The following is a 26,348-nucleotide window of genomic DNA, read 5'->3' as shown; positions in this document are numbered from 1 at the left end:
CATTGAGCCTGTCGACATGACGTCCTCTCGACAGGCTCGAGGAACACCTACTTCACCTTCACGGTGATGCCCGGGTAGCCCGTCGCGCCGTCGGGCAGCACGTCGGCCCGTTCCTCGGTCTGCCGCTCGCCCTTGGCATTCGTGGCCCGCGCCTCGATCGAGTGATCGCCCGGCGTCGCCGTCCAGTCCAGCCTCCACTGCACCCAGGTGTCGACGCTGGGCACCGCGCCGAGCGTCGCCTTCTGCCACTCGCCGTCGTCGATCCGCACCTCGACGCCGTCGATGCCGACGTGCTGCGCCCAGGCGACGCCGGCGATCGTCGTCGTGCCGGCATCGATCGTCTCCTCGCTGTGCGGCACGTCGATGCGTGACTCGGTCTTGACCGGGCCCCGCTCACCCCAGCCTCGCTGCGTCCAGTAGGCCTCGAAGTCCGCGAACCGGGTCACCTCCCAGTCCACGACCCACTTCGTCGCCGAGACGTAGCCGTACAGGCCGGGGACCACCTGGCGTACGGGGAACCCGTGCGCGATCGGAAGGGGTTCGCCGTCCATGGTCAGCGCCAGGAGTGCGTTGCGTCCGTCGGTCAGCGCGGCGAGCGGCGTGCCGCACGTCCAGCCGTCGTCCGACTTCGACAGCAGCGCGTCGGCGCCGGGCTTGATCCCGACCTCGTCGAGGATGGCCTTGATCGGCACTCCACCCCAGACCGTGTTGCCGATCAGGTTGCCGCCGACCGGGTTGGAGACGCAGCAGATCGTGATCCACTCGTGCTCGAGGCCGCGGTCGATGAGGTCCTGGTAGGTCAGCGTGAGCTCCTTCTCGACCATCCCGTGGATGCGCAACGTCCAGTCCTCGGGGTCGATGAGCGGCGGCGACAGCGCGGTGTCGATGCGATAGAAGTCGCGGTTGCTCGACAGCCACGATCCCTGTCCTTCGACGGCGAGGTCGGCACCGGCCGGCACCGGCACCCGGCTCGACGGGAGCTTGAGCGCCGCCCGTACGCGCTCCAGTGCCTGCCGGCGGCGATGGCGTGACGCCAGCACCTCGCCGGCCGAGCCGACGACGATCGCGGCGACGGCGACGATCGCGGACGTACGCAGGAACGTACGTCGTGACTCGTCGACCGTCAGGTGTGCCTCGTCGCGGTGCAACGCGTGCAGGACCGCGAGCACGACCGCACCGGCGGCCACACTGGCGAGCACCCCGCGACCGCCGCCATGCGGACGGCCCAGCACCGCCGCTGAGGCGAGCACGACGAGGCCGGCCACCAAGGCGTACGACCGCAGGCGGTGCGCGGTCCACCACAGGCCGGCGAGGCCGCCGAGCAGCAGGATCGCGACGACGACGCTCGTGACGGCGAGGGGCTTGTCGGCGTGACCCACGACGCCGATGATCGCCTCGGCCATCGGGCCCGGAGTCAGCTTGATGACGGACTGCCCGACCGCGAGGATCGGGGACTCTCGCAGGTTGAACAACGCGGCCAGGCCCTCGCTGGCGGCGATCGCTGCCGCGGCCGACAGGAGTCCGCTGAGGATGGATCGCCGTGAGGTCACTCCCCCATGGTCCCGCGCGGATCCCCATGCTGCCGGACGTACGGCATGATCGACCTGTGACATCTGCGCGCATCGGCATCGGCACCGACGTCCATCGACTCGTGCCCGGTCGCCCGATGTGGCTCGCCGGCCTGCTGTGGCCCGACGAGGACCACGGTCTCGAGGGCCACTCCGACGGGGACTGCGTCGCGCACGCGATCGTCGACGCGACCCTCGGCGCTGCCGGACTCGGCGACATCGGCAGCATCTTCGGCACCGGCGAGCCCGAGTGGGCCGCCGCCTCGGGCGTCGACTTCCTCACCGACGTCGAGCAGCGCCTGCGCGATCACGGCTGGCGCGTCGGCAACGTGTCGGTGCAGGTCATCGGCAACCGCCCCAAGATCGGGCCGCGACGGGTCCAGGCGCAGCGTGTCCTCGGTGATGCGATCGGCGGTCCCGTGAGTGTCTCGGCGACGACGACCGACGGCCTCGGGCTCACCGGCCGCGGCGAAGGCATCGCCGCGATCGCCACGGCCCTCGTCATCCCCCTCTGACCCGTCGGGAGCGGTGAATTAGGTCGAACCCGGACCCACGACGTTCGACCCAGCCCACCGCCCCACCCCAGACGCGGTGACTTAGGTCGAACCCGGACCCACGACGTTCGACCCAGCTCACCGCCACGCCCAGGACACGACGAAGCCCCCGACTCGTGGAGTCGGGGGCTTCGTATGCGTGTCAGATCAGGACGCGAGAACCTCGTCGAGACGGGTCTCGGCCTTGTCCTCGTTGGTCTTCTCGGCGAGCGCGAGCTCGGAGACCAGGATCTGGCGAGCCTTGGCGAGCATCCGCTTCTCACCGGCGGACAGTCCGCGCTCGTGATCGCGGCGCCACAGGTCGCGTACGACCTCGGCGACCTTGAGCACGTCACCCGAGTGCAGCTTCTCGAGGTTTGCCTTGTAGCGCCGTGACCAGTTGGTCGGCTCCTCCACGTGCTCGGCACGGAGGACTCCGAAAACCCGCTCAAGCCCAGCTTCGTCGACGACGTCGCGGACTCCGACGAGGTCAAGGTTGCATGCGGGAACGCGAACGACCAGGTCGTTCTGCGAGACGATGCGCAGCACGAGGTATTCACGCTCCTCGCCCTTGATCGTCCGGGTCTCGATGTCCTCGATGACTGCAGCGCCGTGATTGGGATAGACAACGGTTTCGCCGACAACAAAAGTCATAGAGAAAACACCTTTCCTAGGTGACCAGTCTAACATGCGTCACGGATCTCGATCCCTGTCGTTTCAGGCCATCCCGCCCATACCAGATGACATTGCAGCAGGTCAAAGGCAGAGATCGAAGGGCCCTCCGATACGATCGTGGCGACTCTTCGACGCACCAACGACGGACTGAAAGCAGTGATTTCGTGAGCACCGTACGACGTCGCCGCATCGCGGCCACCGCCCTCGCCACGACGGCGCTCCTGACCCTCGGTGCGTGCGGCACCAGCTTCAACGCGCAGACCAGCAAGGTCTACCAAGCGGCCGTCGGCGCCGACCATCGCGGAGAGCTCGACGTCATGAACACGCAGCTCGTCGCCAACGAGGACGGGTCCGCCACATTGGCGGCGTCGATCGTCAACAACACCAAGGAAGCGCAGACGCTGGACTCCATCACCGCCACCACGCTCGGCGGCGACGAGCTCCAGGTCAGCCCGACTCCGACGCCCCTCGACCTCCCGGCCGGCGTCGGCACGGTCGTCGGCGCCGTGGCCTCGCCGAGCATCTTCTCGATCACCAAGGGCGCAGCAGCCGGCCACTACGTACGCCTGACCCTCACGTTCAGCAACGCAGCGCCCGTCACGATCGAGGCGCCCGTCGTGACCCGCACCGCCGAGTACGACGAGGTCGCCACTGCTCCCGCGCCGGAGCCGTCGCCGACGCCCACCGACACCGAGTCCACCGACAGCGCCGAGTAGTTCGCGCAAGGTCACCGATACGGCTACGTCACGATCGAACCTGTTGGCCCGCCTCCGCGAGGTCGGCGTTGGTCTCCAGAATTTGCAAGACCCGGTCCTGCCAACGAAACTCTGACTGGACCACAGGCATCGCGGTGTCTTCATCCAGTGGGCGGAACGTGGCTGCACCCTCAGAGCGTGGAACCCGTGCGTACGCCGCGTCGATGGCCCGCTGAGACGCCCAGATGGTGGCATCTCTCGGACCAGCGCGGGCCACCCCATCGAGCGCGTAGTAGACACAGGCGACTTCGTCCTCATCGAGGCCTTCCCGCGGCTCAAGCGCGCGCAGGACCGCAGCAAGGTCGCCCGTCTGCCCAGACCAAGCGGCCCAGCCTTCGGACAACATCTCACGCAACGACGATCCTCGGGTGGATTTCTCAACAGCGACGAGGTGCTCCGCACACGCAAGCGCGAAACACGCACGGCGATCGGGCGACAACGACGCAGCGCGTGTGTGGATCGCGTCCCACGGAGCCGGCTTGTCGCTCATGCCTTGCATCGTGCCAGCAGAACAGCTCCGTCAGGCGACGTGATCGTGCCGTTCAAGGTCGTCGCCGGCTGAGACCTCAGGTCAGCTGGCCGGTGACGAGATAGACGACGCGGCGGGCCATCGAGACCGCGTGGTCGCCGATGCGCTCGTAGTAGCGGCCCAGCAGCGCCAGGTCGACGGCCGGCTCGACCCCGTACGTCCAGGAGTCGCCGAGCAGCGAGCGGAGCAGGTCCTTGCGGAGCCGGTCCATCTCGTCGTCCTCGTTCTCGAGCTGGCCGGCGGCGTCGACGTTGCGGTCCGCGACGATGCGCGAGGCTGAGTCGATCATCGAGTCGGCGACCGTCGCCATCGCGGTGATGGTGGGGTGCAGGTGCTCGGGCACCGCGGAGTCGGGCATCCGGCGCCGGGCCACCTTGGCCACGTGCACCGACAGGTCACCCATCCGCTGGAGGTCCGTCAGCATGCGCAGCGTCGCGACGAGCTGCCGGAGGTCGGTGGCGACTGGCTGCTGCGTGGCGAGCAGCAGCAGTGCGCGCTCCTCGATGATCTCGGTGGCCTCGTCGATGTCCTTGTCGCCGGCGATGACGGACTCCGCGATCTGGGCGTCTGCTTCGAGCAGGGCCTTAGTCGCGTCGGCCACGGCACGGCGTACGGTCCCGGTCAGGTTCACCAGGTCGTCGACGATGGCATCGAGCTGTTCGTAATACTGATCGCGCATGTCTTAGACCGTAGGCAGCCGGGATGAACGGACGGCGACCTCCGGTGAACGCGGTGTGAACAGCAACCGAAAGGCCTGTCGCTGCAGGGGTCAGAGTGCCGGTCGGGGCGGAAATGCCCTCTACGATCAATCCTGTGGACACCAGTGCAGGATTGTTGATCGCGGGGGCGATCGGCGCCGCCGTCGGCGCGATGATCACCTACTTGTGGCGCTTCAGCGAGCGCCGCGAGGCCGCTGTGCCCGAGCCGACCCCGCTGGTGCCGCCCGGCGCCGACCAGGTGCTGTCGGTCATCTCCTCCTCCGCCGTCCTGATCGACTCCTCCGACACCGTCGTCAAGGCGTCGGCCCCGGCGTTCGCCATGGGCATCGTCCACGAGGACCGGCTCGAGCCCGAGGAGCTCATGACGTTGGTCCGGCAGGTACGCCGCGACGGCCAGGTCCGTGAGGCCGACTTCTCGCTGCAGCCGCGCCGCGGCACCACGTCGTACGTGCACGCCCGCGTCGCACCGCTGACCTCCCGGTTGATCCTGGTGCTGGCCGACGACCGTACGCGCGAGCAGCGGGTCGAGTCGATCCGCCGCGACTTCGTCGCCAACGTCAGCCACGAGCTCAAGACGCCGGTCGGCGCGCTCAACCTGCTCGCCGAGGCGGTCGGCGAGGCCAAGGACGATCCCGAGGCGGTCGTCCGCTTCTCCAGCCGCATGCACCTCGAGAGCGAACGGCTCACCCGCCTGGTGCAGCAGATCATCGACCTGTCACGGCTGCAGAACGACATGCTGAGCGACGACGCCACCACGATCAAGATCGGCGAGCTCGTCTCCGAGGCCACCGAGCACTCCGCGACCGACGCCGAGCACAAGGGCATCGAGATCGTCACCTCCGTCGAGCCCGACCTCTACGTCCACGGCGACCGCGCCCAGCTCCACGCGGCGGTCAGCAACCTGGTCGAGAACGCCGTGACCTACAGCCCCGAGGGATCGCGCGTCACCGTGACCGCGCAGCTCGACGGCGAGGACGTACGCCTGACCGTGGCCGACAACGGCATCGGCATCCCCGGCGAGGAGCTCGACCGGATCTTCGAGCGGTTCTACCGCGTCGACCCGGCGCGGGCCCGCACCACCGGCGGCACAGGCCTCGGCCTCTCGATCGTCAAGCACGTCGCCGCGAGCAACGGTGGCACGGTCGAGGTGTGGAGCGAGCCCGGACTCGGGTCGTCCTTCACGCTGGTCCTGCCGGCACACAGCCATGACATCGATGAGGAGAACGCGTGACCAAGGTACTGGTCGTCGAGGACGAGACGAGCTACAGCGAGGCGCTGTCGTACGTCCTGCGCAAGGAAGGGTTCGAGGTCGCGATCGCCGAGACCGGGCCTGACGCGCTGACCGAGTTCGACCGTGGCGGCGCGGACATCGTGCTGCTGGACCTCATGCTGCCCGGGCTGTCCGGCACGGAGGTGTGCCGCGCCCTGCGGCAGATCTCGTCGGTGCCGATCATCATGGTCAGCGCCAAGGACACCGAGGTCGACAAGGTCGTCGGGCTCGAGCTGGGCGCCGACGACTACGTCACCAAGCCCTACTCCCCCCGTGAGCTCGTCGCCCGCATCCGTGCCGTGCTGCGTCGCGGCTTCACCGACGAGGTCGACGACAACGCGTCGCTCGAGCAGGGCCGCGTGCGCATGGACGTCGACCGCCACCTCGTGACGATCGACGGGCTCGAGACGAAGTTCCCGCTCAAGGAGTTCGAGCTGCTCGAGTACTTCCTGCGCAACCCCGGCCGGGTGCTGACCCGCGGTCAGCTGATCGACCGGGTGTGGGGCGCGGACTACGTGGGCGACACCAAGACCCTCGACGTCCACGTCAAGCGACTGCGCGCCAAGATCGAGAAGGACCCGGCCAACCCGATCACCCTGACCACGGTGCGGGGTCTGGGCTACAAGTACGAGACCTGAGCCCGGTTCAGCGACCCTGGTTGGCGACTGCGGCGATCGCGTCGGCTGCGGCGTCGGGGTCGAGGTAGACCCCGCCCTTGACTGTCGGCTTGAGGTTGTCGTCGAGCTCGTAGACCAGCGGGATGCCCGTGGGGATGTTGAGGCCGACGACTGCCTCCTCGCTGAGCCCGTCGAGGTGCTTGACGAGCGCGCGCAGCGAGTTGCCGTGCGCCGTCACGAGGACGACCCGGTCGGCGAGCAGGTCGGGGACGATCGAGTCGTACCAGTAGGGCAGCAGCCGGTCGATGACGTTGGCGAGCGCCTCGGTGCGCGGCAGCAGCTCGTCGGGCAGCCCGGCGTAGCGGGCGTCGGAGGTCTGGCTGAACTCCGAGTCGTCCTCGATCGCCGGCGGCGGGACGTCGTACGAGCGGCGCCACAGCATGAACTGCTCCTCGCCGAACTCCTCGAGCGTCTCCTTCTTGTCCTTGCCCTGCAGCGCACCGTAGTGACGCTCGTTGAGCCGCCACGAGCGGCGTACGGGGATCCAGTGCCGGTCGATGCCGTTGAGCACGATCTCGGCCGTACGGATCGCGCGTCGCAGCAGCGAGGTGTGCAGCACGTCGGGCGCAAGGCCGGCATCGGCCAGCAGCTCGGCGCCGCGGGAAGCCTCGGCGAGGCCCTGCTCGTTGAGGTCGACGTCGACCCAGCCGGTGAACAGGTTCTTGGCGTTCCACTCGCTGTGACCGTGGCGCAGGAGGATCAGGGTGCTCATGGCCACGAGCCTATTGGTTTCGACAAGCTCAACCGGCGGGGGGCTCGTCGGTGGGGGGCTCGTCGGGACCTTCAGCAGCCTTCCACTCGCCGTAGATCTGGTGGAGCGCCTGCACGTAGTCGTTCTGCGAGTGGATGCCCGACAGCGTCCACTGCTGCTCGATCACGACGTACGGCAGCTGGGTGACCCCGATCGCCTCGCCCGTCGAGACCTGCGTGCGGACCTCGTCGGCGTACTCGGTGCTGGCGAGCAGCGCCTCGGCGGTCTCGAGCTCGAGGCCGACGAGCGCCGCCCGGGTGGCGAGCGCGAACGGGTCGCCGATGTCGGCACCCTCGAGGAAGTGTGCCCGCCACAGCTGGTGCAGCAGGTCGCGCTGGAACCCGGGACCGGCCTCGTCGGCCCAGGTCAGCAACCGCCAGGCATCGAACGAGTTGGCGCGCACGGCCTCGTCGAAGTTGAGGTCGATGCCGGTGATCTTGGCAGCGGCAGTGACCTGGACGTTGATGAGCTCGGCCTTGTCTGCGCCACCGAGCTCGTCGGCATTGACGTCCATCAGGAGCCGGCCGTCGTTGGGCGCGTCCGGGTCGAGCTGGAACGCCCGGTAGGTCAGCTCGACGGGCTCGCCGGTCAGGATCGAGAACATCGCGGCAGCCCGCTCGAAGCGAGTGGCACCGATGTAGGACCACGGGTCCGTGATGTCGGCGAAGACCAAGACCTTCACGCCCGCCACGCTACGCGATCCCGAAAGCGCGGCTCAGCCCGTCTAGGTTCGACACATGCCCCGACACGAACCCACCGGCATCGACTGGACCGAGCGCGGCGACGGCCTGCCGGTCGTCATGCTGCACGGACTCATGGGCGATCGCCGCCTGATCAGCCGTTTCACCGAGTCGGTGCTCGCGGAACGACCCGGCCTCCGCCGGCTCCACCTCGACCTGCCGGCCCACGGACTGAGCAGCGGCGACGGGATCTCGTCCTCGGACGACGTCGTGGACCGGGTCGCGGCGTTCCTCGACGACGTGCTCGGCGATGAGCCGTACGCCGTGGTGGGCAACTCGTTCGGCGGCGGCATCGCCCGTGCACTGACAGGGCGCGAGCCGTCGCGGGTCGCCGGCATGGCGCTCATCGCACCGCTGATCATCGCCGACCATGCGCGGCGTGACGTCCCGGCTCTCGTCCCGATCGACGTCGAGCCGCTCGACGGAGGCACCGACGACGACCGGCGCGACTTCGCGGAGTTCACGTTCCGCCAGACGAGGCAGCACTGGCAGCTCTACCTCGACGAGGTCGCGCCCGGCACTCGCCTGGGCGACGCCGGCGCCATCGGCCGCATCACCGCGGCCTACGAGCTCTCGGTGCGTCCCGAGTCGCGGTTCACGACGTACGAGCGGCCGGTGACGTTCATCCTCGGCCGTCAGGACCCCGTCGTCGGCTTCGCCGACGCGCTGGCGATGACTCCGTCCTATCCGCGCGCGACCTACCTCGTGGCGGACGGGGCGGGCCACAACCCGCACCACGAGCAGCCCGAGCTGTGCGCTGCAGCGCTCGGTGCCTGGATCGACGCGGTGATCAGCTCGACGGCTTGAGGTGCTTGAACGCCTCGAGGTTGCGGGTCGACTCGCCGCGCGACTCGCGCCACTCCCACTCCTTGCGGATGGAGGATGCGAAGCCCAGCTCGAGAATCGTGTTGAACGACTCGTCGGCGTACGTCAGGACGGCACCGAGCAGGCGGTCGACCTCGTCGGTCGTCACAGCGTGCAACGGCAGCCGGCCGTCGAGGTAGATGTCGCCGGCCGAGTCGACCGCGAACGCGACGCCGAACATCTTGAGGTTGCGCTCCAGCAGCCACCTGTAGACGGTCTCGTGGTTCTCGTCGGGGTTGCGGCACACGAACGCGTGGATGCCGAGCGCATGCTTGCCGATCTCGAGCCGGCACGTCGTCTGCAGCTTGCGCTCCCCCGGCAGGGTGACCTCGAAGACACCGGGCCGGTGCTCGGTGAACTCCAGCTCCGCCGCCTCGAGCGACTCCATGATCGTCTGGCGTGTCTCAGTCATGCGTTCTTCTCCACGTGCGTGCGGTGCCACTCGATGGCCTCGGCATAGACCTTGAGCGTACGGTCCGCGGTCACGTCCCACCCGAAGCTCTCCGCGTGGCGTACGGCCTTGTGGCTCATCGCGTCGCGCAGCTCGGGATCGGTCAGCAGGGGGTGCAGGGCCGCGGCGTAGTCACGCGGGTCGTGGCCGTCGACGAGCACGCCGGAGACCCCGTCCGACACCGCCGTCGACAGGCCGCCGACGCGCGCCGCCACGACCGGCGTGCCGCACGCCTGGGCCTCGATCGCGACGAGGCCGAACGACTCGTTGTGCGACGGCACGCAGACAACGGATGCCGCGGCATACCAGTCGGCGAGCTCCGGCTGCGCGACCGTGGGGACGAACCGGACGACGTCCTGAATGCCCAACCGAGCGGCGAGGTCGGTCAGCGCCGTCGGCCGGTCGAGGCCCGACCCTGACGCGCCGCCGACGATCGCGACGACGAGGCGCTCGCGCAGGGCCGGGTCGTCGTGCAGCATGCGGGCCGCCGCCTCGAGGACGACGTCGGGCGCCTTGAGGGGCTGGATCCGGCCGGCGAACAGCAGCAGTGCTGCGTCGTCGGGGATGCCGAGGAGCGATCGCGCCTCGGCCTGGCGCCCGGCGCGGAAGACCTCGAGGTCGACGCCGGGATGCACCACGGCGACGTGCTCGGGCTCCGCGTCGTAGAGCTCGATGAGCTCGCGGCGCTCCTCCATCGTGTTGGCGATGAGCCGGTCGGCGAGCCGGACGATCTCCTCCTCGCCGTAGATGCGCCCGATCGGCTCCGCGTCGTCGCCGTCGGCGAGCATGGCGTTCTTGACCTTTGCCATCGTGTGCATCGTGTGGACCAGCGGCACGTTCCAGCGCTCGCGCGCGACCGTGCCGACCTGGCCGGACAGCCAGTAGTGCGAGTGCACGAGGTCGAAGTGCCCGGGCTCGCGCTCGACCTCGGCCCGGAGGACGTCGCGGACGAACGAGCACAGCTGCGACGGCAGGTCGTTCTTCTGCAGGCCCTCGAACGGTCCGGCGGGGACGTGGTGCACGAGGATGCCGCCATTGCCCCTTGAGCTCGTCGAAAGGTCGACGAGCTGGGGCTGGTGGCGAGAGGTGGCCCGGGTGAAGATCTCGACCTCGATGCCGCGGGATGCCAGCTGGCGGGAGAGCTCGAGGACGTAGACGTTCATGCCGCCGGCGTCACCGTCGCCGGGCTGCTCGAGTGGCGACGTGTGCGCCGAGAGCATCGCGATCCGCTTGAGCATCGATCAGCCGCCTTTCGGCTCCATCGTCTCACCCGGTGCCCAGCCCGTACGGCTGCGGCCGTCTGGCACGATGACGCCATGCCCAACGCCGTCGTCACCGGGGCCAGCAGCGGCATCGGCGCCGCCACCGCCCGCGCCCTTGCCCAGGCCGGATTCCACGTCTTCTGCGTCGCCCGCCGCACCGAGCGCATCGAGGCCCTCGCCGGCGAGATCGGCGGCACCGCGATCACGTGCGACGTGACCGATGAGGCGCAGGTCGCCGCTCTCGCCGAGGCCGTCGGGCCGACGCTCGACCTCCTGCTCAACAACGCCGGTGGTGCCGTCGGCACCGACCACGTCGCCGTCAGCAACGCCGACGACTGGCGCCGCATGTACGAGGTCAACGTCATCGGCACGCTGCTGGTGACCCGCGCACTGCTGCCCGCGCTCGTCGCCAGCGGCGCCGGCACCCTGATCAACCTCGGCTCGACGGCCGGCCACATCACGTACGAGGGCGGTGGCGGCTACACCGCGGCGAAGCACGGTGTCACCGCCATGACCGAGACGCTGAGGCTCGAGCTCAACGGCCAGCCCGTACGCGTCACCGAGATTGCCCCGGGCATGGTGCGCACCGACGAGTTCTCGCTCAACCGGTTCGGCGGCGACCAGGCCAAGGCCGACGCGATCTACGCCGGCGTCCGCGAGCCGCTCGTCGCCGAGGACATCGCCGACGCGATCGTCTGGGTGGCGACCCGGCCGCAGCACGTCAACGTCGACCTCATGGTGCTCAAGCCGATCGCCCAAGCGGCGGCCCACAAGGTGCACCGGGAATGACGAACGGCCCCACCGGGTGCCGGTGAGGCCGTCCGTGGTTTCGACAAGCTCAACCAGCGCAAACTGCGTCAGTGCATGATGACCGGCGCTGCGCCTTCCTCGTCGTCGAGCAGGTGCACGGGCTCGCGCTTGCGCGGCAGGAAGTAGACCGGGATCAACGTCGCGAGGAGCACGGCGAAAGCCACCCAGTAGGACGACTGGAACGCGTCGGCCAGGTCGTGGAAGCCCTTGTCCAGCGTCGCCTGCGAGACGTCCAGCAAGTCCTTCAGCTTCGCACCGCGCTCGGTGTGCGAGCTGGAGGCCAGCTGCGCCGCAGTCAGCCCCCCGTCGATGCCCGGGAGCTTGTCGGACCCGGCGAGGATGTCGCCGCTCTTCATGGCGTTGGTCAGGACGACCGAGATCGTCGCGATGCCGGTCGCGCTCGCGACCTGCTGCGTCACGTTGAGCAGCGTCGAGCCCCGGGCCACGTCAGCAGCCTTGAGCGTCTTGAGCGCCGACGTGAACAGCGGCATCATCGTCGCGCCCATGCCGAGGCCGGTGATGAACAGCCAGCCCATGATCGTCCAGTCGGACGTGCCGACGTCGGTGCTCTGGGTCAGTCCGAACATGCCGATCAGGATGCCGAGGAAGCCGAACGGGACGATGCGGCCGACCGGCATCTTGTCGGTGAGCGCACCCGCGACCGGCATCGTGATCATGGCGCCGATGCCCTGTGCGGCCACGAGCAGACCGGCCTTCTTGACCGAGTAGCCGTCGACCTGCTGGAAGTAGGTCGGCACCAGGAGCAGCGCGCCGAAGAACGCGCCGGCGAACAGGAACATCGTGATGATCGAGACCGTGAGGTTGCGATCCTTGAACAGCCGCAGGTCCAGCAACGGGTGCTTGGGCTTGAACGACCAGAACACGAACGACCCGATCAGGAGCACGCCGACGATGGCCGGCAGCAGCACCTTGGTGGCAGCGACGGTGCCCTGCTCGGGAATCGACGAGACGCCGTAGAGCAACGACGCCAGGCCCGGCGAGAGCAGGATCATGCCGACGACGTCGAGCGCCTCACTCGGCTCAGGAGCGTCCTTGGGCAGGACCCGCCAGGCGTACACCAGACCGACCAGGCCGATCGGCAGGTTGATCAGGAAGACCCAGTGCCACGAGGCGGCGTCGATCAGGACGCCACCGAGGATCGGGCCCATGATCGGGCCGAGCAGCATCGGGATGCCGAGGATCGCCATGAGCCGGCCCATGCGGTGCGGGCCCGCCGCCTTGGTCATGATCGTCATGCCGAGCGGCATCAGCATGCCGCCGCCGAGGCCCTGGAGGACACGGAAGCCGATGAGGGCCTCGATGTTCCACGCCGTCGCGCACAGCAGCGAGCCCATCGTGAACAACGCGATCGCGGTCATGTAGAGGCGCTTGGTGCCGAACCGGTCGGCGGCCCACCCCGTCAGCGGGATGACCGCCGCGAGGGCGAGCATGTAGGCCGTCGCGGTCCAGGCCACTGTCGAGTAGGCCAGGGGCTCGTCGCTGCCCGACAGCTCGGTCTGGAACGTCGGCAGAGCGACGTTGACGACCGTGACGTCGAGGATCGACATGATGGCGCCGAGCACCACCACTCCCGCGATCTTGAGCAACGCGGGGGTGATCTTGTCGCTGTCGTCGATCTGTCCCGTTGGGGAAGTCATACGAATCTCCTAGTCGGTCTGCCGGCGCAGGGTGTCGCCGGCGAGGATGTCACTGATCGCGCGATGCAGGTTGTCGCGCTGGTCTTCGGGCAGGTCCGCCGTGAAGGCCTTGATCGACTCTCGCTTGCAGTCGATGTGTTGCGTGCTGAGCTTCTCGCCGACCGGGGTGAGCGAGACGAGCTTGACTCGCCGGTCGACGGGACTCTCCCGGCGTTCCACGACCTCGAGCTTGAGCAACTGCTCGACGTTGCGGCCGGTCGCCGCGTCGGAGAGGCCCAGCTTGGTGGCGATCGCGTGGATCGGCATGGGCTCACCCTGGTGGGCGAGCAGGAACAACATGCGTGCCTGTGAGAACGACAGGTCGAGCTCGACCATCGCGTCCATGCCGTCGGACTCGGCCAGCGTCATCAGACGCATGACGAAGTCCTCGAGCGCGACGTAGAGCTCATCCGGTGTGGGCACGCGAGAAACCCTAACGCAAACGCAACCTTTGATCAAATGAAGTGTTTGTGAACGATCAACTACCGGAGCGTAACCACGATTCGTCTCAACGCGGTCGTCCCCCGTAGAATGGCAAGGCTCCGAGGTGTTCGAGCATTCCCCACGCATAGGACTTTTTTCGCATGCCCACACGCTCCGACCTGCGCAACGTCGCAATCGTCGCCCACGTCGACCACGGAAAGACCACGCTGGTCGACGCCATGCTGCAGCAGCAGGGCCACTACGACGAGCACCACCAGCTGGCCGAGCGCGCCATGGACTCCGGCGACCTCGAGCGCGAGAAGGGCATCACGATCCTCGCCAAGAACACCGCGGTCCGCTACAACGGTCCCGGTGCGCCCGACGGCGGCGTCACGATCAACATCATCGACACCCCTGGCCACGCCGACTTCGGTGGCGAGGTCGAGCGCGGCCTGTCGATGGTCGACGCGGTCATCCTGCTGGTCGACGCGTCCGAGGGCCCGCTCCCCCAGACCCGCTTCGTGCTCCGCAAGGCCCTCGCCGCACACATGCCCGTCGTGCTGGTCGTCAACAAGGTCGACCGCCCCGACTCCCGCATCGCCGAGGTCGTCGACGAGACGTACGAGCTGTTCCTCGACCTGCTCGAGGACGGCGCCAGCGAGGACGCGCTCGACTTCCCCGTCGTCTACGCCTCCGCGCGTGCGGGCCGGGCGTCGCTGACGCAGCCCGAGGACGGCGGCATGCCCGACAGCGACAACCTCATCCCGCTGTTCCAGACGATCATGGACGCCGTACCGGCTCCGGAGTACACCGAGGGCGCGCCGCTGCAGGCGCACGTCACCAACCTCGACGCCTCGCCGTTCCTCGGCCGGCTCGCACTGGTCCGCGTCTTCGAGGGCACCCTCAAGAAGGGCGCCCAGGTCGCGTGGATGAAGCACGACGGCACGACCGAGCGGGTCAAGATCACCGAGCTGCTCGTCACCAAGGAGCTCGAGCGCGTACCCGGTGAGAGCGCCGGACCCGGCGACATCGTCGCCATCGCAGGCATCCCCGACATCACGATCGGCGAGACGCTGGCCGATCCCGAGAACCCCGTTGCGCTGCCGCTCATCACGGTCGACCAGCCGGCCATCTCGATGACGATCGGCACCAACACGTCGCCGCTCGCCGGTCGCGAGAAGGGCACCAAGGTCACCGCACGGCTCGTCAAGGACCGCCTCGACCGCGAGCTCATCGGCAACGTGTCGCTCAAGGTGCTCGACACCGAGCGCCCGGACGCGTGGGAGGTCCAGGGCCGCGGCGAGCTCGCGCTGGCGATCCTGGTCGAGCAGATGCGTCGCGAGGGCTACGAGCTCACGGTCGGCAAGCCGCAGGTCGTGACCCGCGAGGTCGACGGCAAGATCCACGAGCCGATGGAGCGCCTCACGATCGACGCCCCCGAGGAGTACCTCGGCGCGATCACGCAGCTGCTCGCCGTCCGCAAGGGCCGCATGGAGCAGATGATCAACCACGGCACCGGCTGGGTCCGCATGGAGTTCATCGTCCCGGCGCGTGGCCTGATCGGCTTCCGCACGGAGTTCCTCACCGACACCCGTGGCACCGGCATCGCGCACCAGACGTTCGAGAAGTACGAGCCGTGGGCCGGCGAGATCTCGACGCGCCCCTCGGGCTCGCTCGTGTCGGACCGCGCCGGGGCTGCGACGTCGTACGCGATGACCAACATCCAGGAGCGCGGCACGCTGTTCATCGAGCCCGCGACCGAGGTCTACGAGGGCATGATCGTCGGCGAGAACTCGCGGTCGGACGACATGGACATCAACATCGTCCGTGAGAAGAAGCAGACCAACGTCCGCTCGAACGCCGACGAGTTCGAGAAGCTCGTGCCGCCGCGCAAGCTGTCGCTCGAGCAGTCGCTGGAGTTCTGCCGTGAGGACGAGTGCGTCGAGGTCACCCCGACCGCCGTGCGCATCCGCAAGATCATCCTCGACGCCACCGAGCGCAACCGCGCCAACCGCGGCAAGAAGTAACCCATCGCCGCTGGGGCGGTGAGCTAGTCGCCCATCGGAAGACGCAGCGGTGAGTTAGTCGCCCATCGCTAGACGCAGCGGTGAGTTAGTCGCCCATCCGGGCTCCGGTTGGGCGACTGACGCACCGCTCGATGGGATCACAGCGAACAAGGCGTCCCATCGATCGGCGAACACGGGCGGCGGGCCGGCGTACCCCAGCTCCACCATCCGCGCGTGAATGCGCTGGACCAGCGTCTTGGGGCGGTCCAGCATCTCGTTGGTGACCTGGAGGTACTCGACGTCGTTGCGCCGGAACGCGGCATAGCGCGTGATGTCTCGGTTGAACTGGCGGATGCTTTCGGCGTGCTGCCGTCCCTCGTACTCCAGCACGAGCATGACGCAGCGAATCAACAGATCGACGACTCCGATGCGTTCGCCGGCGATGATCAATGGCACGTTGACCTCGGGCACCGGGAGCCCTGAGAAGACGACCAGGGCGCGCGTCTCCGACTCCTTCAGGGACCGGGCAGCAGCATCCAGGTACGGCAGAGCTCGGCGCACCTGCCTCGCGCCAGGACGCCATGCATCCCTCCGGGCGAGCTCCGACACCTCGAGAACCGTGATGTGACGGCGGTGCAGCAGCCAATCGCCCACTTCGATCGCGTCGATCAACCGGGCGGTTGCGCAGTACTGGATGAAGGCGGCAGCCGGGGTGACTCCGACGTCGTCGAGCGGCGGCAGGACCTCCGTGCGATGGAGAAAGACGTCATCCACTGCGAGGTGGAGGTCACCGCTGACTGTGAAGTGGACCGGCTTGACGTCCCCGATGTCGAGGCCCAGTGCCTGAATGCGTGAGACATGGCTCAGCTGCGCACGAGTCGGCATGGCCAGCGTCGCAGCGGTGATCCAGTCGCCGCGGCTCATCTCGTGATCGCGGTGCACCCAGACTCGCGGGAAGATCCTCGTCCAGGCCGCGCCGTTGAGCTTGTGGACGCTGAGACCGAGCGCCAACCCCTCGGATTGGAGGAACGGTCGATGGCGGAGGTCGTCTGGTACGAACGGGCGGCGCGGCATTCCTTCAGCAGAGCGTCGCTGCTGGCGGGGCACCACTTGCGCACCGTCAGGTTGTGGACACTCCATTCGGTCCCGCGTCCCTGTGGAGCGGTGAGCTACTCGCCTGTCGGCGCCCGTTTGAGGCGACCAAGTCACCGCTCCATCCAGGGATGGGCGACTAACTCACCGCTCCACCTGGTGACGACGGGTCACAGGACGTTGCGGGGGCGGAACTGGACGCTGATGCGGGGGCCGACGGGCTTGGCGGTCTTGAGGATCGCGTGCTCCCACGTGCGTTGGCACGACCCGCCCATCACGACGAGGTCGCCATGGCCCAGCGAGAAGCCGATCTGCTGACCGCCACCACGGGGACGCAGCGACAGCCGGCGAGCAGCGCCGAGCGAGACGATCGCAACCATCGTGTTGTCGGTGCGGCCACGACCGATGCGGTCACCGTGCCACGCCACGCTGTCGCGGCCGTCGCGGTAGTAGCAGAGGCCCGCCGTCACGAACCGCTCGCCGAGCTCGGGCTCGTAGTGGTCGCTCAGCGCCTCGCGCGCCTCGAGCAGCAGCGGATCGGGCAGCGTGGCGTCGACGCCGTAGTGGCAGAGCAGGCGCGGCACGTCGACCATGCGGTCGTACATCTCACGGTTCTCCGCACGCCACGGCACCTCGGCCTGCAGGCGGAGGAACAGGTCGTCGGACCCCGTGACCCAGCCGGGCTGCACGTCGACCCACGCGCCCTGCGTCAGGACCGTGCGCTCCGGCGCCAGCGGTCCGAGACCCGTGGGCTGCCCCATGTCGAGCAGCGATCCTTGGAAGAACTCCTCCATCCCGACATCGTACGCCGAGTCGAACACATGTTCTAGGCCGAGACGACATCCCGCCGCCGCATCGCGACCATGCCGGCCGCAGCGGCAGCCACCGCGACGAGGGCGACCGCGACCAGCGGCCAGAGCCGGAAGTCCTCCGCCGGTGTCTGCGCGAGGTGCCGGAACGGCGACACGTCCATCAGCCAGGCCGGCAGCTGCAGCACCTCGCCGAACATCATCACGACGAAGCAGAAGCCGAGCCCCAGCCAGCCCACCGCCGCCCACCCCGAACGGATCCCGTACGCCAGCCAGGCCACCGCGGCCAGGAGCAGCACCGGCACGGCGTACGGCACTGTGGCCCCGGTGAGCCGCAGCACCGCCGACCCGTCCCCGGTGACCATCGCGAACCCGAGCCCCATGCCGACGCCTCCCGCGAGGACGACCAGGAGCGTGCCGCAGACCGTCACCGCGAGGTGCGCCACCACCCATCGCCACCGCGGCAGCGCCGTCGCCAGCAGGGTCTCGGCGAAGCCGGAGCTCTCCTCGGCACGCAGCCGCTGCACCGACGCGATCGCGAAGCCCGCACCGATCAGCGACAGCATCACCGCGGCGGTCGCATAGAACGAGTCGACGATCGAGCCGCCGGCCGAGGTGAACACGTCCTGCGAGAACTGCGAGTCGCCGATCAGGTCTGCCACGTCGTCGCCGATCGACCCGTACGCGATGCCGCCGAGCAGCAGGCCGACAGCCCAGCCGATGACGCTGCCACGCTGCAGCCGCCACGCCAGCGCGGACGCCGACCCGAGTGACCCGCGCGCGGGTCCCGGGCGCGCGGGCCACACCCCCGAGCCGATGTCGCGCCGATCGAACAGCGCCACCGCGCCGAGGACGAGCAGCACGACAGCGATGACGGGCAGCACGAGCGGCCACCACTGCTCATCGGCGTACGGGCGCAGGTACTGCCCCCAGCCGATCGGCGACAGCCACGACAATGCACCGTTGCCGACATCGCCGACGGCCCGCAGCGCGTACGCGACTCCGAGCACCGCGCCCGTGATCCCGTATGCGGCGCGCGTGCTCTCGACGAGCTGGACGGCGATCAATGCAACCCCGCCGAACACCAGACCCGTCAGCCCCGCGGCGAGCCCGAGCGCCGAGGATCCGGCCGCCGGCAGCCCGTACGCGATCAGGCTGGCGGCGATCAGCGCACCCATCAGGGCGTCAGCGATCAGCACGACCAGCGCGGTCGCGGCCAGCGGCGCATGCCGGCCGATCGCAGCGGCACGCACGAGCTCGTCACGGCCGGTCTCCTCCTCCGCGCGGGTGTGCCGGCCGACGAGGAACATGCTCATCAGTGCCGCGACGATCGCGCCGAACGCCGAAGCCTGCCAGGCGACCTGCCCACCCAGGGTGTCGAGTGCCCGCGCCGGCCCGGCCATCGCGATGAACGCCGCATTGTCGGCCATCCCGGCCGCAGCCTTGTCGAGATCGGCCTGCGTCGGATAGAGACCGTCGGTGCTGACCGCCTGCGAGTAGTAGAGGAGCACGTTGCCGGCGATCCACCAGAACAGCATCATCCGGTCACGGCGCAGGTGGAACCGCAGCACCGACAACGCACCGGTCACGATGCGACCTGCTCGCCGTAGTGCCGCAGGAACAGCTCCTCGAGCGTTGGCGGCTGGCTGGTGAGCGTACGTACGCCGAACCGGCCCAGGGCTTCGAGCGCAGCACCGAGGTGCACCGTGTCGACCTCGAACGTGGCACGCACGCCCTCGACGACGAGGTCGTGAACGCCGGTCAAGGCTTCGAGCCCCGACGGCGACTGCGACAGCTCGGCCGAGACCGACGTACGGGTGAGGTGCCGCAGGTCCGCGAGCGTGCCCGACTCGGCCGTGCGGCCGGACCGGATGATGCTGACCCGGTCGCACAGCCGCTCCACCTCGGCGAGGATGTGGCTCGAGAGCAGCACCGAGCGGCCGTCGTCCTTGAACTCGTCGACGCAGTCGGTGAACACCGCCTCCATCAACGGGTCCAGCCCCGAGGTCGGCTCGTCGAGGATCAACAGCTCGACGTCACTGGCCAGGGCGGCGACGAGGGCGACCTTCTGCCGGTTGCCCTTGGAGTACGTGCGCGCCTTCTTGGTCGGGTCGAGCTCGAAGCGCTCGACGAGCAGCGCGCGGCGCTTCTCGTCGAGTCCCCCGCGCAGCCGGCCGAGCAGGTCGATGACCTCGCCACCGGACAGGTTGGGCCAGAGGTTCACGTCGCCGGGCACGTACGCCAGGCGCCGGTGCAGCTCCGCGGCGTCGTGCCACGGATCCCGCCCGAACAGCGTGACGCTCCCGCCGTCGGGGCGGAGCAGTCCCAGCAGCACGCGGATCGTGGTCGACTTGCCGGACCCGTTGGGTCCCAGGAAGCCGTGCACCTCGCCGCGCGTGACCTGCAGGTCGAGGCCGTCGAGGGCGGTCGTGTGGCCGAACCTCTTCACGAGTCCGGCGATGTCGATGACGGTGTCCATACCGCCGACCGTACTCCCTTTCATAGATTTGTGAAATCCTTGAATCTTGTGAATTCCGGTATGCTTCGTCGCATGACGACCCGGGCGACGAGTGAGTTCGTCGAAGGCTTCGCGCTCGAGCTCAACCAGTCCGGCATGCAGCGCATGGCGGCTCGGGTGTTCGCGGCTCTGCTCGTGGCGCCCGAGAACGGCTACACGGCCAAGGAGATCGGCGACGTCCTCGGCGTCAGCGCCGCCGCCGTCAGCGGGGCCACCGCCTATCTCACCCGCATGGGTCTCGCCGTGCGCCAGAGGGTGGCCGGCGAGCGGGTCGACCGCTACAACGTCCTCGGCACGACGTGGGCCGAGGTGATGACCGCGGAGACTCGGACCATCACGACCCTCGCCGCCCTGCTCGAGGACGGCATGACGCGGGTCGATGCGGGCAGCGCTGCCCACGAACGGCTCGCCGCGACCCACGACTTCTTCACCTACATGGCTGTCGAGATGCCCAAGCTCGTCGACCGGTGGCACGAGTCGAGGAAGCCATGACCGACACCGCATGGGACCGGCTGCTGGACCTCCTCGACCACTTCGCCGCCAACCCCGACCTGCCCCTGAGCCCCGACGTCGAGCGTACGTTCGCCACATTGTGCACCCAGGCGATCGACGACGGCTCGGTCGACCGCGAGCTCCACGTCGACGACACCGCCCGCTGGCTGACCGGACTCGTCGTGGCCCACCGGGCCGTGCGCGACACACATCCGGAGGTGCCGGCCGACGCCGATCTCGGCGCGCTGCGGGTCATCGTCACCCGCTGGCTGCACCCCGCGCGACCGCGCTAGCGGGCGTCGGAGCCGCGCACCTGCGCCAGGTAGACGAGCGCTGCGACGGTTCCCACGAGGTTGAGCAGCGACAGCGGGTTCCACATCACCAGGTGGGCGAGGACGGCCAGCACCAGGATGATGAGCCAGGTCTGCTTGGGCAGCGTCTCGATGTAGGTGAACTTCGCAGCGGGCCGAGCCACACAGTCGACGAGGGCGAACCCCTTCGCGGCGAACAGCGCGATGGAGATGACGAACGTCAGGCCGTTCTGGATCTCGAACATGCCCCGAAGGCTATCGGGGACGCAGAAGAGGCGGGCCCCCACGTGGGGACCCGCCTCGTTCTAGGTGCTGTGCGGTGAGATCAGGCCTTCTTGGCCGGAGCCTTCTTCGCGGGCGCCTTCTTGGCCGGAGCCTTCTTGGCGGCCGGGGCCTTCTTGGCCGGAGCCTTCTTGGCCGGCTCAGGCGTCTTCTTGACGGTGGTGTCGACCTTCTCGGCAGCCTTGCGGGCCGTGGTCGGCGCCTTCGACGTCACCTTGGTGACCTGCGTCTTGGCGTCCGTCACGAGCTGCTCGGCACGCTTCTGCGCGTCATCGGCGAAGCCCTTGGCCGTCTTGGTGACGTCCTCGACGCTGCTGTCGACGGTCTTCTTGATGTCGTCGACCTTGAGGCCCTTGGCCTTGGCGACGAGCTCCTCACCCTTCTTGGCGAGGTCGGCGTACGCGCTCGAGGCGGTGACGACGGCGGTCTGGGCGTAGCCCTGAGCCTGCTTCTGCAGGTCGGCGATGTCGACCTTCTTGAGCGTCTCGGGCAGAGCCTTGACGTCGTCGACGATGGACTTCACCTGGGCGTTGATGGTCTCGGTGATGGTGCTCATACGGGTTCCTCCTGGTTGGCTTCGGTCACTGTTGCGGCCAGCTCGGTGTCCGACGCTTCGTCAGTGCCGACGAAGGAGCGATAGATATCGAGCAGCGCGGTCTTCTGACGCTCCGTGAGGCGGGGATCGAGGGCGATGGCGTCCTCGACCATCCGCGCTCCGCTCTCGTCGGCATCGAGGATGCCGGCTCGAACGTAGAGCGACTCGGCGGAGATCCTGAGCGCCTTGGCGATCTGCTGCAGGACTTCTGCCGAAGGTCGGCGCAGACCCCTCTCGATCTGGCTGAGGTACGGATTGGAGACATCCGTGAGCTCGGCCAGCTGCCGGAGAGACATCTGTGCCTGACCCCGCTGCTCACGCAGGTAGTCGCCGAGTCCTTCGACGGTGCGCTGCATGCTCAACTTGGCCATGTCTCCATAGTGCTTGCAAAAGTTAGCAAATGCAAGCAGAGCAGCTTGCGAGGTGTGTCACACGGCATCGCCGCAGGTCAGAACGTGGTTCTGACCTCGCCGACGGGCCTGCCACCACCCAGGATCGTAGGGCGTTCGCGGAGCACCGGCGCGTCGAGCCCGGCCAGCTCGAGCGCCCGGTTCATCACGGCGTAGAGCGGCCGCTCTCCTCCGTCCTCGATCTTGACCGCGTACGCCGAGCCGTCCGGCAGGCCCACGACGTAGACGCTCTCGGCGCCGGACTTGGCGACCAGCCCGGGGAACGCCAGCATCAGGTCGCGCTCGGCCCGCGTCGTCCCGCTGACGTACTCCGGGTGGGCCGTCATGGCCCCGACGAGTCGCGCTCCGAGACTGCCCGTCGGGCTCTGCACGATGCGGCCGACCGCCCGCGCGAGCTGCTGGAGCGGCGTGGCGAGCAACGGCGCCCCGCAGCCGTCGACGCCGACGACCGCCGGCGGGCCGTCCGTCAGCTCGGTGAACGTCTGGGTGATCTGCACCTGCAACGGGTGGCCGGGCTCGAGGTAGTCGTCGATCGTCCACTCGTTGGTCACGCAGGTCAGCAGCATCGCGGCGTGCTTGCCCGAGCAGTCCATGCAGATCGGGTCCCGCTTGCCGCCGTTGCGGAGGTAGTCAGCGTGCACGTGCGGGTCCAACGGGTACGACGGCGGGGTCTGCAGCGCCGACTCGTCGAGCCCGGCCAGCGCCAGGATCTCGCGTACGCCGTCGAGGTGGAACGGCTCGCCGGAGTGGCTCGCCGAGGCGAGAGCCAGCAGCCGGCCGTCGAGCGGCAGCCCCGCACGCAGCATGCCGAGCGCCTGGATCGGCTTGTTGGAGGACCGCGGGAACACCACGGTGCCCGGATCGCCGATCGACCAGACCACCTCGCCGGCCGGGTCGACGCCGACCGCGACACCCCGGTGACGGCTCTCCACGAGCCCTGAACGCACGACCTCGGCAAGGACTTCCACGTCGATCACTTTAGGCCGTAGGGGGATTCACCCCGCCGTTCGGTGAATTTCGGCAGGTTTTCACCTATCCTCATAGGACGACTGGTCGGCTCAACGAGCCGCTTCCCCACCAGCAAGGTTTGCTCATGACTGCACCATTCCGGCGAGCAATCGTCTTCGCCATCACGTCCATCGTGCTCAGCGGCGGCTTCGTCGCGGCCCACGCCGCCACGATTCCCGACGCGCCGACCGGGCTCTCCGCCCGCACCGGCGAGTCCTCCGCGGTCCTGACGTGGAAGCCAGCGGCCCATGCCACGAGCTATCGCGTCTGCGTCATGGTGCACAACACCAGCACGACCTGCGTACGCTCCTCGGGCCCACTCACCACGACGTCATTCACCCTTACCGGCCTCGAGCCGACTCCGGGCACGGACTACTTCTTCAAGGTGTACGCCGACAACGGCGACCTCAGCGCAGTCTCCGCGCTCAAGGGCTTCGACCTCAAGGAGTCGGCCGCCCCGGCCGTCGTCACCGGTGTCACGCAGCGCCTGGGCTACTCGACCCTCGTCGTCAACTGGGACGCCGCCGAGTCCGCACGCACCTACTCGGTCTGCCTCATGAGCACGGCGTCGGAGACCTGCCTGCGCTCGTCGACCCGGTCGGCGACGCGTTCCGCGACGTTCACCGGCCTGCACCCGACGTCGTACGACGACTACTACTACCGCGTCTACGCCTACAACGCCGCCGGTGTGTCGTCCCGCTCCACCAAGCACACCGTCAACCTGCCGGTTGCCGGGGTCGCGAACCTGATCGGCAAGAAGGGCACCGTCGCGCGGTCGTTCACGGTGAGCTGGACCGGCGGGCTGAACGCCGAGTCGTTCGAGCTCAAGGTCTCGACGAGCTCGAGCATGACGACCGGGCTCAAGACGTACCGCTCCACGGGCATGCCCGCCACCGCCACGGGCCTCCCGATCGGCACGAGCTACGCCTACCAGGTGCGTGGGATCAACGGCGTCAGCCGTGGCCCGTGGTCGGCGGTCAAGCTGTTCCGGCTGCCGGCGGACCCCGCCACGATCAACGTCATGACCTACAACCTGTGCGGCCAGGACAAGTGCGTCACCTCCGCCAACCACATGAAGAAGTGGTCGACGCGCAAGGACTACGCCGGCGCGATCGCCCGCGGCGCCAAGTCGGGCATCATCGCGACGCAGGAGTCGCACGACGAGGACACCCGCTTCATCACCGAGCTCCCGGGGTTCGGCGTCGCGGCCTACCTCCACGCCAAGACCCTGTTCTACGACAAGGACCTCTACGACGTCCTCCGATCGGGTGGCATCACCTTGAGCGTCGCCGAGAAGAAGTACGCCGTGTGGGCCGAGCTCCGCGACCGGAAGTCGCGAGCGACGTTCATCGTGGTCGACGCCCACCTGCAGCCCGGCAAGGGCAAGTCGCGCGACGACCTGCGCAACACGCAGACCAAGATCCTGCTGAGCCGCGTCGCCGACGCCAACCCCAAGGATCTCCCGGTCGTCTACGCCGGTGACTACAACTCCAACAAGAGCAACGCCGACCAGGACCGCTACCCGGGCGGCTACGACGCCGTCCTCAAGGTGTTCACGGCAGCCGGCATCCCCGACGCCCTGAACAAGGCGGCATATGTCGTGGCGCCGACGTGGAACAGCGCCAACCAGGCGATCAACCCGCCGCTCAAGCACAGCGACCACGTCGACCACATCTACGTCGATCCGGAGATCACGGTCAACTCGTGGCGCGTCGTCCTGCGGCTCAACCGCGACAACTACGCGCTCCCGTTCGCGACGGACCACAACCCCGTACGGGCGATCCTCACCGTGCCGGGACGCTGACCACCCGCACACAAACCGTCACGGGTGAGCCCGACCCGGCCTATCCTCCGTTCATGCGTACGTTCGCCGCGGCGGCCCTCACCGCCGTCCTCCTCCTCGCCGGCCTGCAGCCGGCGTCGGCGGCCACGACGCCCGGCAGCGTCGGCCTGGTGTCGTTCACGGCGGCGTCCTACTCGCGCAGCACCGGCACGGCCGGACTGACGATCGACTGGCACGACGCGAGCCACGCGCGGTCGTACCAGGTGTTCCTCTCGCGACATCACTCGATGGACAACGCCCGGCGCTACACGACGACCGGAAGCTTCAAGACGTTCACCGGCCTCGCCCGCGGCGCCGACTACTTCGTGCAGGTCCGGGCGGTCAACGGCAGTGCGGTGGGCAGCAGGTCCAAGCGCGTCGGCCACACCACGATCCGACGGATGGACCCCGCAGCGGGGTCCACGTACCGCGTCATGACCTACAACGTGTGCTCGCAGAAGTGCTCCGGCTGGGCCACGCGCCAGCCTGCGGCGCTCGCCCGCATCACGGCGTACTCGCCCGACGTCATCGCCGCCCAGGAGGCGGTCTACCTCGAGACGCCGCAAGCGATGGGCTACACGGAGGCGATCCAGAAGAGCTCCAAGCGGTTGCTCTACAAGACCTCGCGGTTCACCCTGGCCGAGCCGACCACGCCCGTGCCCGCCAAGCCGGCGAAGGACTCCGCCGGCTGCGACACGACCTGGCCGCAGAGCACCAAGGGCTACGTCTACCTCGGCTATCACGGCGGCGGCTGCCGGTACGCCGTGTGGGCCGTGCTGGTCGACCGGCAGACCGGGGCGCACACCGTGTTCGTCGACGTGCACACGGTCTCCGGCGACAACGAGACGCGGGCCGTGCAGCGTACGGCCGAGATCACGACGCTCACCCAGCACCTCGCCGAGATCAACCCCGGCAACCTGCCCGTGGTCTACGCCGGTGACTTCAACTCGCACAAGAACCGCTCGAACGACGACCTGAGCAGCGTGTTCCACCGGCGCGGCTACTACGACGCGTACGACCTGGCGCTGAAGCTGCGCCGCCAGCACGTCAACAGCTACAACGACTTCTCGGTCGTGCCGAGGATCAGCTACACGTGGGGTGACCACGTCGACCACGTCTGGATCCGGCCGGACGAGGGCCGGATCCTGTCGTGGACCAACGGCGCGGTGATCGTGAACAACCGCATGGTCGAGCCCATCCCGTCGGACCACAGCCCGGTCATCGTCGACGTACGTCTCAACCGCTGATCCCGGGAGTCCCGGCCACCAGCGCGGCCCAC

Annotated in this window: 29 protein-coding genes; 11 read left to right on the top strand and 18 right to left on the bottom strand. The window is 68.6% G+C overall.

The window, feature by feature from the left end; genetic code table 11:
* Positions 1–47: 47 nt before the first annotated feature.
* Positions 48–1,550: a molybdopterin-dependent oxidoreductase gene (locus ASE12_RS15760; protein WP_235508927.1), complete on the bottom strand. Its 1,503-nt coding sequence runs from the start codon at positions 1,548–1,550 to the stop codon at positions 48–50.
* A 26-nt stretch (positions 1,551–1,576) separates the two neighbouring features.
* Here ASE12_RS15760 and ispF point away from each other — a divergent pair, with 26 nt between their 5' ends.
* Positions 1,577–2,083 (top strand): 2-C-methyl-D-erythritol 2,4-cyclodiphosphate synthase, encoded by a 507-nt coding sequence (gene ispF, locus ASE12_RS15755; RefSeq protein ID WP_056402682.1) that lies wholly within the window; start codon positions 1,577–1,579, stop codon positions 2,081–2,083.
* 186 nt (positions 2,084–2,269) lie between these two features.
* Here ispF and ASE12_RS15750 read toward each other — a convergent pair whose 3' ends face one another.
* Entirely contained in the window at positions 2,270–2,755 is a 486-nt protein-coding gene (locus tag ASE12_RS15750) for a CarD family transcriptional regulator (RefSeq protein WP_056211551.1), read from the bottom strand.
* A 185-nt stretch (positions 2,756–2,940) separates the two neighbouring features.
* Here ASE12_RS15750 and ASE12_RS15745 point away from each other — a divergent pair, with 185 nt between their 5' ends.
* Positions 2,941–3,492, top strand: a complete 552-nt coding sequence (locus tag ASE12_RS15745) for a hypothetical protein (RefSeq protein ID WP_056402681.1) — start codon at positions 2,941–2,943, stop codon at positions 3,490–3,492.
* A 28-nt stretch (positions 3,493–3,520) separates the two neighbouring features.
* Here ASE12_RS15745 and ASE12_RS15740 read toward each other — a convergent pair whose 3' ends face one another.
* The gene (locus tag ASE12_RS15740; protein ID WP_157412982.1) at positions 3,521–4,021 is read right to left on the bottom strand and encodes a hypothetical protein; all 501 of its coding nucleotides are present in this window, start codon (positions 4,019–4,021) and stop codon (positions 3,521–3,523) included.
* Positions 4,022–4,097: 76 nt separating this feature from the next.
* On the bottom strand, positions 4,098–4,739 hold the full coding sequence (gene phoU, locus ASE12_RS15735; RefSeq protein ID WP_056402675.1) for a phosphate signaling complex protein PhoU: 642 nt from the start codon (positions 4,737–4,739) through the stop codon (positions 4,098–4,100).
* Positions 4,740–4,873: 134 nt separating this feature from the next.
* On the opposite strand from phoU, the gene ASE12_RS15730 reads away from it, so the two are divergent.
* Both ASE12_RS15730 and ASE12_RS15725 read left to right on the top strand, forming a co-directional pair.
* Positions 4,874–6,010: a cell wall metabolism sensor histidine kinase WalK gene (locus ASE12_RS15730; RefSeq protein ID WP_056402673.1), complete on the top strand. Its 1,137-nt coding sequence runs from the start codon at positions 4,874–4,876 to the stop codon at positions 6,008–6,010.
* Positions 6,007–6,687 carry a response regulator transcription factor gene (locus ASE12_RS15725; RefSeq protein WP_056211544.1) on the top strand — a complete coding sequence of 227 codons (681 nt, stop codon included), beginning with the start codon at positions 6,007–6,009 and terminating at the stop codon, positions 6,685–6,687. The genes ASE12_RS15730 and ASE12_RS15725 overlap by 4 nt, the downstream gene beginning before the upstream one ends.
* Before the next feature lie 7 nt (positions 6,688–6,694).
* On the opposite strand, the gene ASE12_RS15720 is transcribed toward ASE12_RS15725, so the two are convergent.
* Positions 6,695–7,438, bottom strand: a complete 744-nt coding sequence (locus tag ASE12_RS15720) for a phosphoglyceromutase (protein WP_056402669.1) — start codon at positions 7,436–7,438, stop codon at positions 6,695–6,697.
* A gap of 28 nt (positions 7,439–7,466) precedes the next feature.
* On the bottom strand, positions 7,467–8,159 hold the full coding sequence (locus ASE12_RS15715) for a DsbA family protein (protein ID WP_056402666.1): 693 nt from the start codon (positions 8,157–8,159) through the stop codon (positions 7,467–7,469).
* 55 nt (positions 8,160–8,214) lie between these two features.
* Between ASE12_RS15715 and ASE12_RS15710 the strand changes: the two genes are divergently transcribed.
* Positions 8,215–9,024: an alpha/beta fold hydrolase gene (locus ASE12_RS15710; RefSeq protein WP_056402663.1), complete on the top strand. Its 810-nt coding sequence runs from the start codon at positions 8,215–8,217 to the stop codon at positions 9,022–9,024.
* Here the strand turns inward: ASE12_RS15710 and ASE12_RS15705 are convergent.
* Both ASE12_RS15705 and mshA read right to left on the bottom strand, forming a co-directional pair.
* A complete protein-coding gene (locus tag ASE12_RS15705) occupies positions 9,008–9,493 on the bottom strand; it encodes a YbjN domain-containing protein (protein ID WP_056402660.1) in 486 nt (161 codons plus the stop codon). The two genes, ASE12_RS15710 and ASE12_RS15705, sit on opposite strands and share 17 nt — an antisense overlap.
* On the bottom strand, positions 9,490–10,770 hold the full coding sequence (mshA, locus tag ASE12_RS15700) for a D-inositol-3-phosphate glycosyltransferase (RefSeq protein ID WP_056402657.1): 1,281 nt from the start codon (positions 10,768–10,770) through the stop codon (positions 9,490–9,492). The genes ASE12_RS15705 and mshA overlap by 4 nt, the downstream gene beginning before the upstream one ends.
* Positions 10,771–10,848: 78 nt before the next feature.
* Here mshA and ASE12_RS15695 point away from each other — a divergent pair, with 78 nt between their 5' ends.
* Complete coding sequence (locus ASE12_RS15695) at positions 10,849–11,583, top strand: SDR family NAD(P)-dependent oxidoreductase (protein ID WP_056402654.1); 735 nt, start codon at positions 10,849–10,851, stop codon at positions 11,581–11,583.
* Positions 11,584–11,651: 68 nt separating this feature from the next.
* Here the strand turns inward: ASE12_RS15695 and ASE12_RS15690 are convergent, their stop codons facing one another.
* Both ASE12_RS15690 and ASE12_RS15685 read right to left on the bottom strand, forming a co-directional pair.
* On the bottom strand, positions 11,652–13,262 hold the full coding sequence (locus ASE12_RS15690) for a DHA2 family efflux MFS transporter permease subunit (protein WP_056402651.1): 1,611 nt from the start codon (positions 13,260–13,262) through the stop codon (positions 11,652–11,654).
* Between the two features lie 9 nt (positions 13,263–13,271).
* Complete coding sequence (locus tag ASE12_RS15685; protein WP_056402649.1) at positions 13,272–13,724, bottom strand: MarR family winged helix-turn-helix transcriptional regulator; 453 nt, start codon at positions 13,722–13,724, stop codon at positions 13,272–13,274.
* A 161-nt stretch (positions 13,725–13,885) separates the two neighbouring features.
* On the opposite strand from ASE12_RS15685, the gene typA reads away from it, so the two are divergent.
* A complete protein-coding gene (typA, locus tag ASE12_RS15680) occupies positions 13,886–15,751 on the top strand; it encodes a translational GTPase TypA (protein WP_056402644.1) in 1,866 nt (621 codons plus the stop codon).
* 54 nt (positions 15,752–15,805) lie between these two features.
* Here typA and ASE12_RS15675 read toward each other — a convergent pair whose 3' ends face one another.
* The 4 genes from ASE12_RS15675 to ASE12_RS15660 all read right to left on the bottom strand — a co-directional run bounded on the left by ASE12_RS15675 (position 15,806) and on the right by ASE12_RS15660 (position 20,110).
* Positions 15,806–16,804 (bottom strand): hypothetical protein, encoded by a 999-nt coding sequence (locus ASE12_RS15675; protein WP_056402639.1) that lies wholly within the window; start codon positions 16,802–16,804, stop codon positions 15,806–15,808.
* Between the two features lie 188 nt (positions 16,805–16,992).
* Complete coding sequence (locus tag ASE12_RS15670; RefSeq protein WP_056404897.1) at positions 16,993–17,616, bottom strand: alpha-ketoglutarate-dependent dioxygenase AlkB; 624 nt, start codon at positions 17,614–17,616, stop codon at positions 16,993–16,995.
* A 32-nt stretch (positions 17,617–17,648) separates the two neighbouring features.
* Positions 17,649–19,220 carry an ABC transporter permease gene (locus ASE12_RS15665; protein WP_056402636.1) on the bottom strand — a complete coding sequence of 524 codons (1,572 nt, stop codon included), beginning with the start codon at positions 19,218–19,220 and terminating at the stop codon, positions 17,649–17,651.
* Entirely contained in the window at positions 19,217–20,110 is an 894-nt protein-coding gene (locus ASE12_RS15660; protein WP_056402633.1) for an ABC transporter ATP-binding protein, read from the bottom strand. Before ASE12_RS15660 ends, ASE12_RS15665 begins: the two co-directional genes overlap by 4 nt.
* A 72-nt stretch (positions 20,111–20,182) precedes the next feature.
* Here ASE12_RS15660 and ASE12_RS15655 point away from each other — a divergent pair, with 72 nt between their 5' ends.
* Positions 20,183–20,641 carry a GbsR/MarR family transcriptional regulator gene (locus ASE12_RS15655; RefSeq protein WP_056402630.1) on the top strand — a complete coding sequence of 153 codons (459 nt, stop codon included), beginning with the start codon at positions 20,183–20,185 and terminating at the stop codon, positions 20,639–20,641.
* Positions 20,638–20,934 (top strand): hypothetical protein, encoded by a 297-nt coding sequence (locus tag ASE12_RS15650; protein ID WP_056402627.1) that lies wholly within the window; start codon positions 20,638–20,640, stop codon positions 20,932–20,934. Before ASE12_RS15655 ends, ASE12_RS15650 begins: the two co-directional genes overlap by 4 nt.
* Here ASE12_RS15650 and ASE12_RS15645 read toward each other — a convergent pair.
* The 4 genes from ASE12_RS15645 to ASE12_RS15630 all read right to left on the bottom strand — a co-directional run bounded on the left by ASE12_RS15645 (position 20,931) and on the right by ASE12_RS15630 (position 23,207).
* A complete protein-coding gene (locus ASE12_RS15645; RefSeq protein WP_056402625.1) occupies positions 20,931–21,197 on the bottom strand; it encodes a DUF2516 family protein in 267 nt (88 codons plus the stop codon). The two genes, ASE12_RS15650 and ASE12_RS15645, sit on opposite strands and share 4 nt — an antisense overlap.
* An 80-nt stretch (positions 21,198–21,277) precedes the next feature.
* A complete protein-coding gene (locus ASE12_RS20415; RefSeq protein ID WP_056402621.1) occupies positions 21,278–21,790 on the bottom strand; it encodes a hypothetical protein in 513 nt (170 codons plus the stop codon).
* Complete coding sequence (locus ASE12_RS15635) at positions 21,787–22,200, bottom strand: helix-turn-helix domain-containing protein (RefSeq protein WP_056402619.1); 414 nt, start codon at positions 22,198–22,200, stop codon at positions 21,787–21,789. Before ASE12_RS15635 ends, ASE12_RS20415 begins: the two co-directional genes overlap by 4 nt.
* A gap of 77 nt (positions 22,201–22,277) precedes the next feature.
* Entirely contained in the window at positions 22,278–23,207 is a 930-nt protein-coding gene (locus ASE12_RS15630) for an asparaginase (RefSeq protein ID WP_235508926.1), read from the bottom strand.
* A gap of 125 nt (positions 23,208–23,332) precedes the next feature.
* Here ASE12_RS15630 and ASE12_RS15625 point away from each other — a divergent pair, with 125 nt between their 5' ends.
* A complete protein-coding gene (locus ASE12_RS15625) occupies positions 23,333–25,051 on the top strand; it encodes a fibronectin type III domain-containing protein (RefSeq protein WP_056402612.1) in 1,719 nt (572 codons plus the stop codon).
* 53 nt (positions 25,052–25,104) lie between these two features.
* Positions 25,105–26,316 (top strand): endonuclease/exonuclease/phosphatase family protein, encoded by a 1,212-nt coding sequence (locus ASE12_RS15620; RefSeq protein ID WP_056402610.1) that lies wholly within the window; start codon positions 25,105–25,107, stop codon positions 26,314–26,316.
* Positions 26,317–26,348 lie beyond the last annotated feature (32 nt).

Origin of the sequence: Aeromicrobium sp. Root236 (assembly GCF_001428805.1) — a bacterium.
Classification (GTDB): domain Bacteria; phylum Actinomycetota; class Actinomycetes; order Propionibacteriales; family Nocardioidaceae; genus Aeromicrobium.
This window is presented reverse-complemented; position numbering and strand designations above follow the sequence as displayed.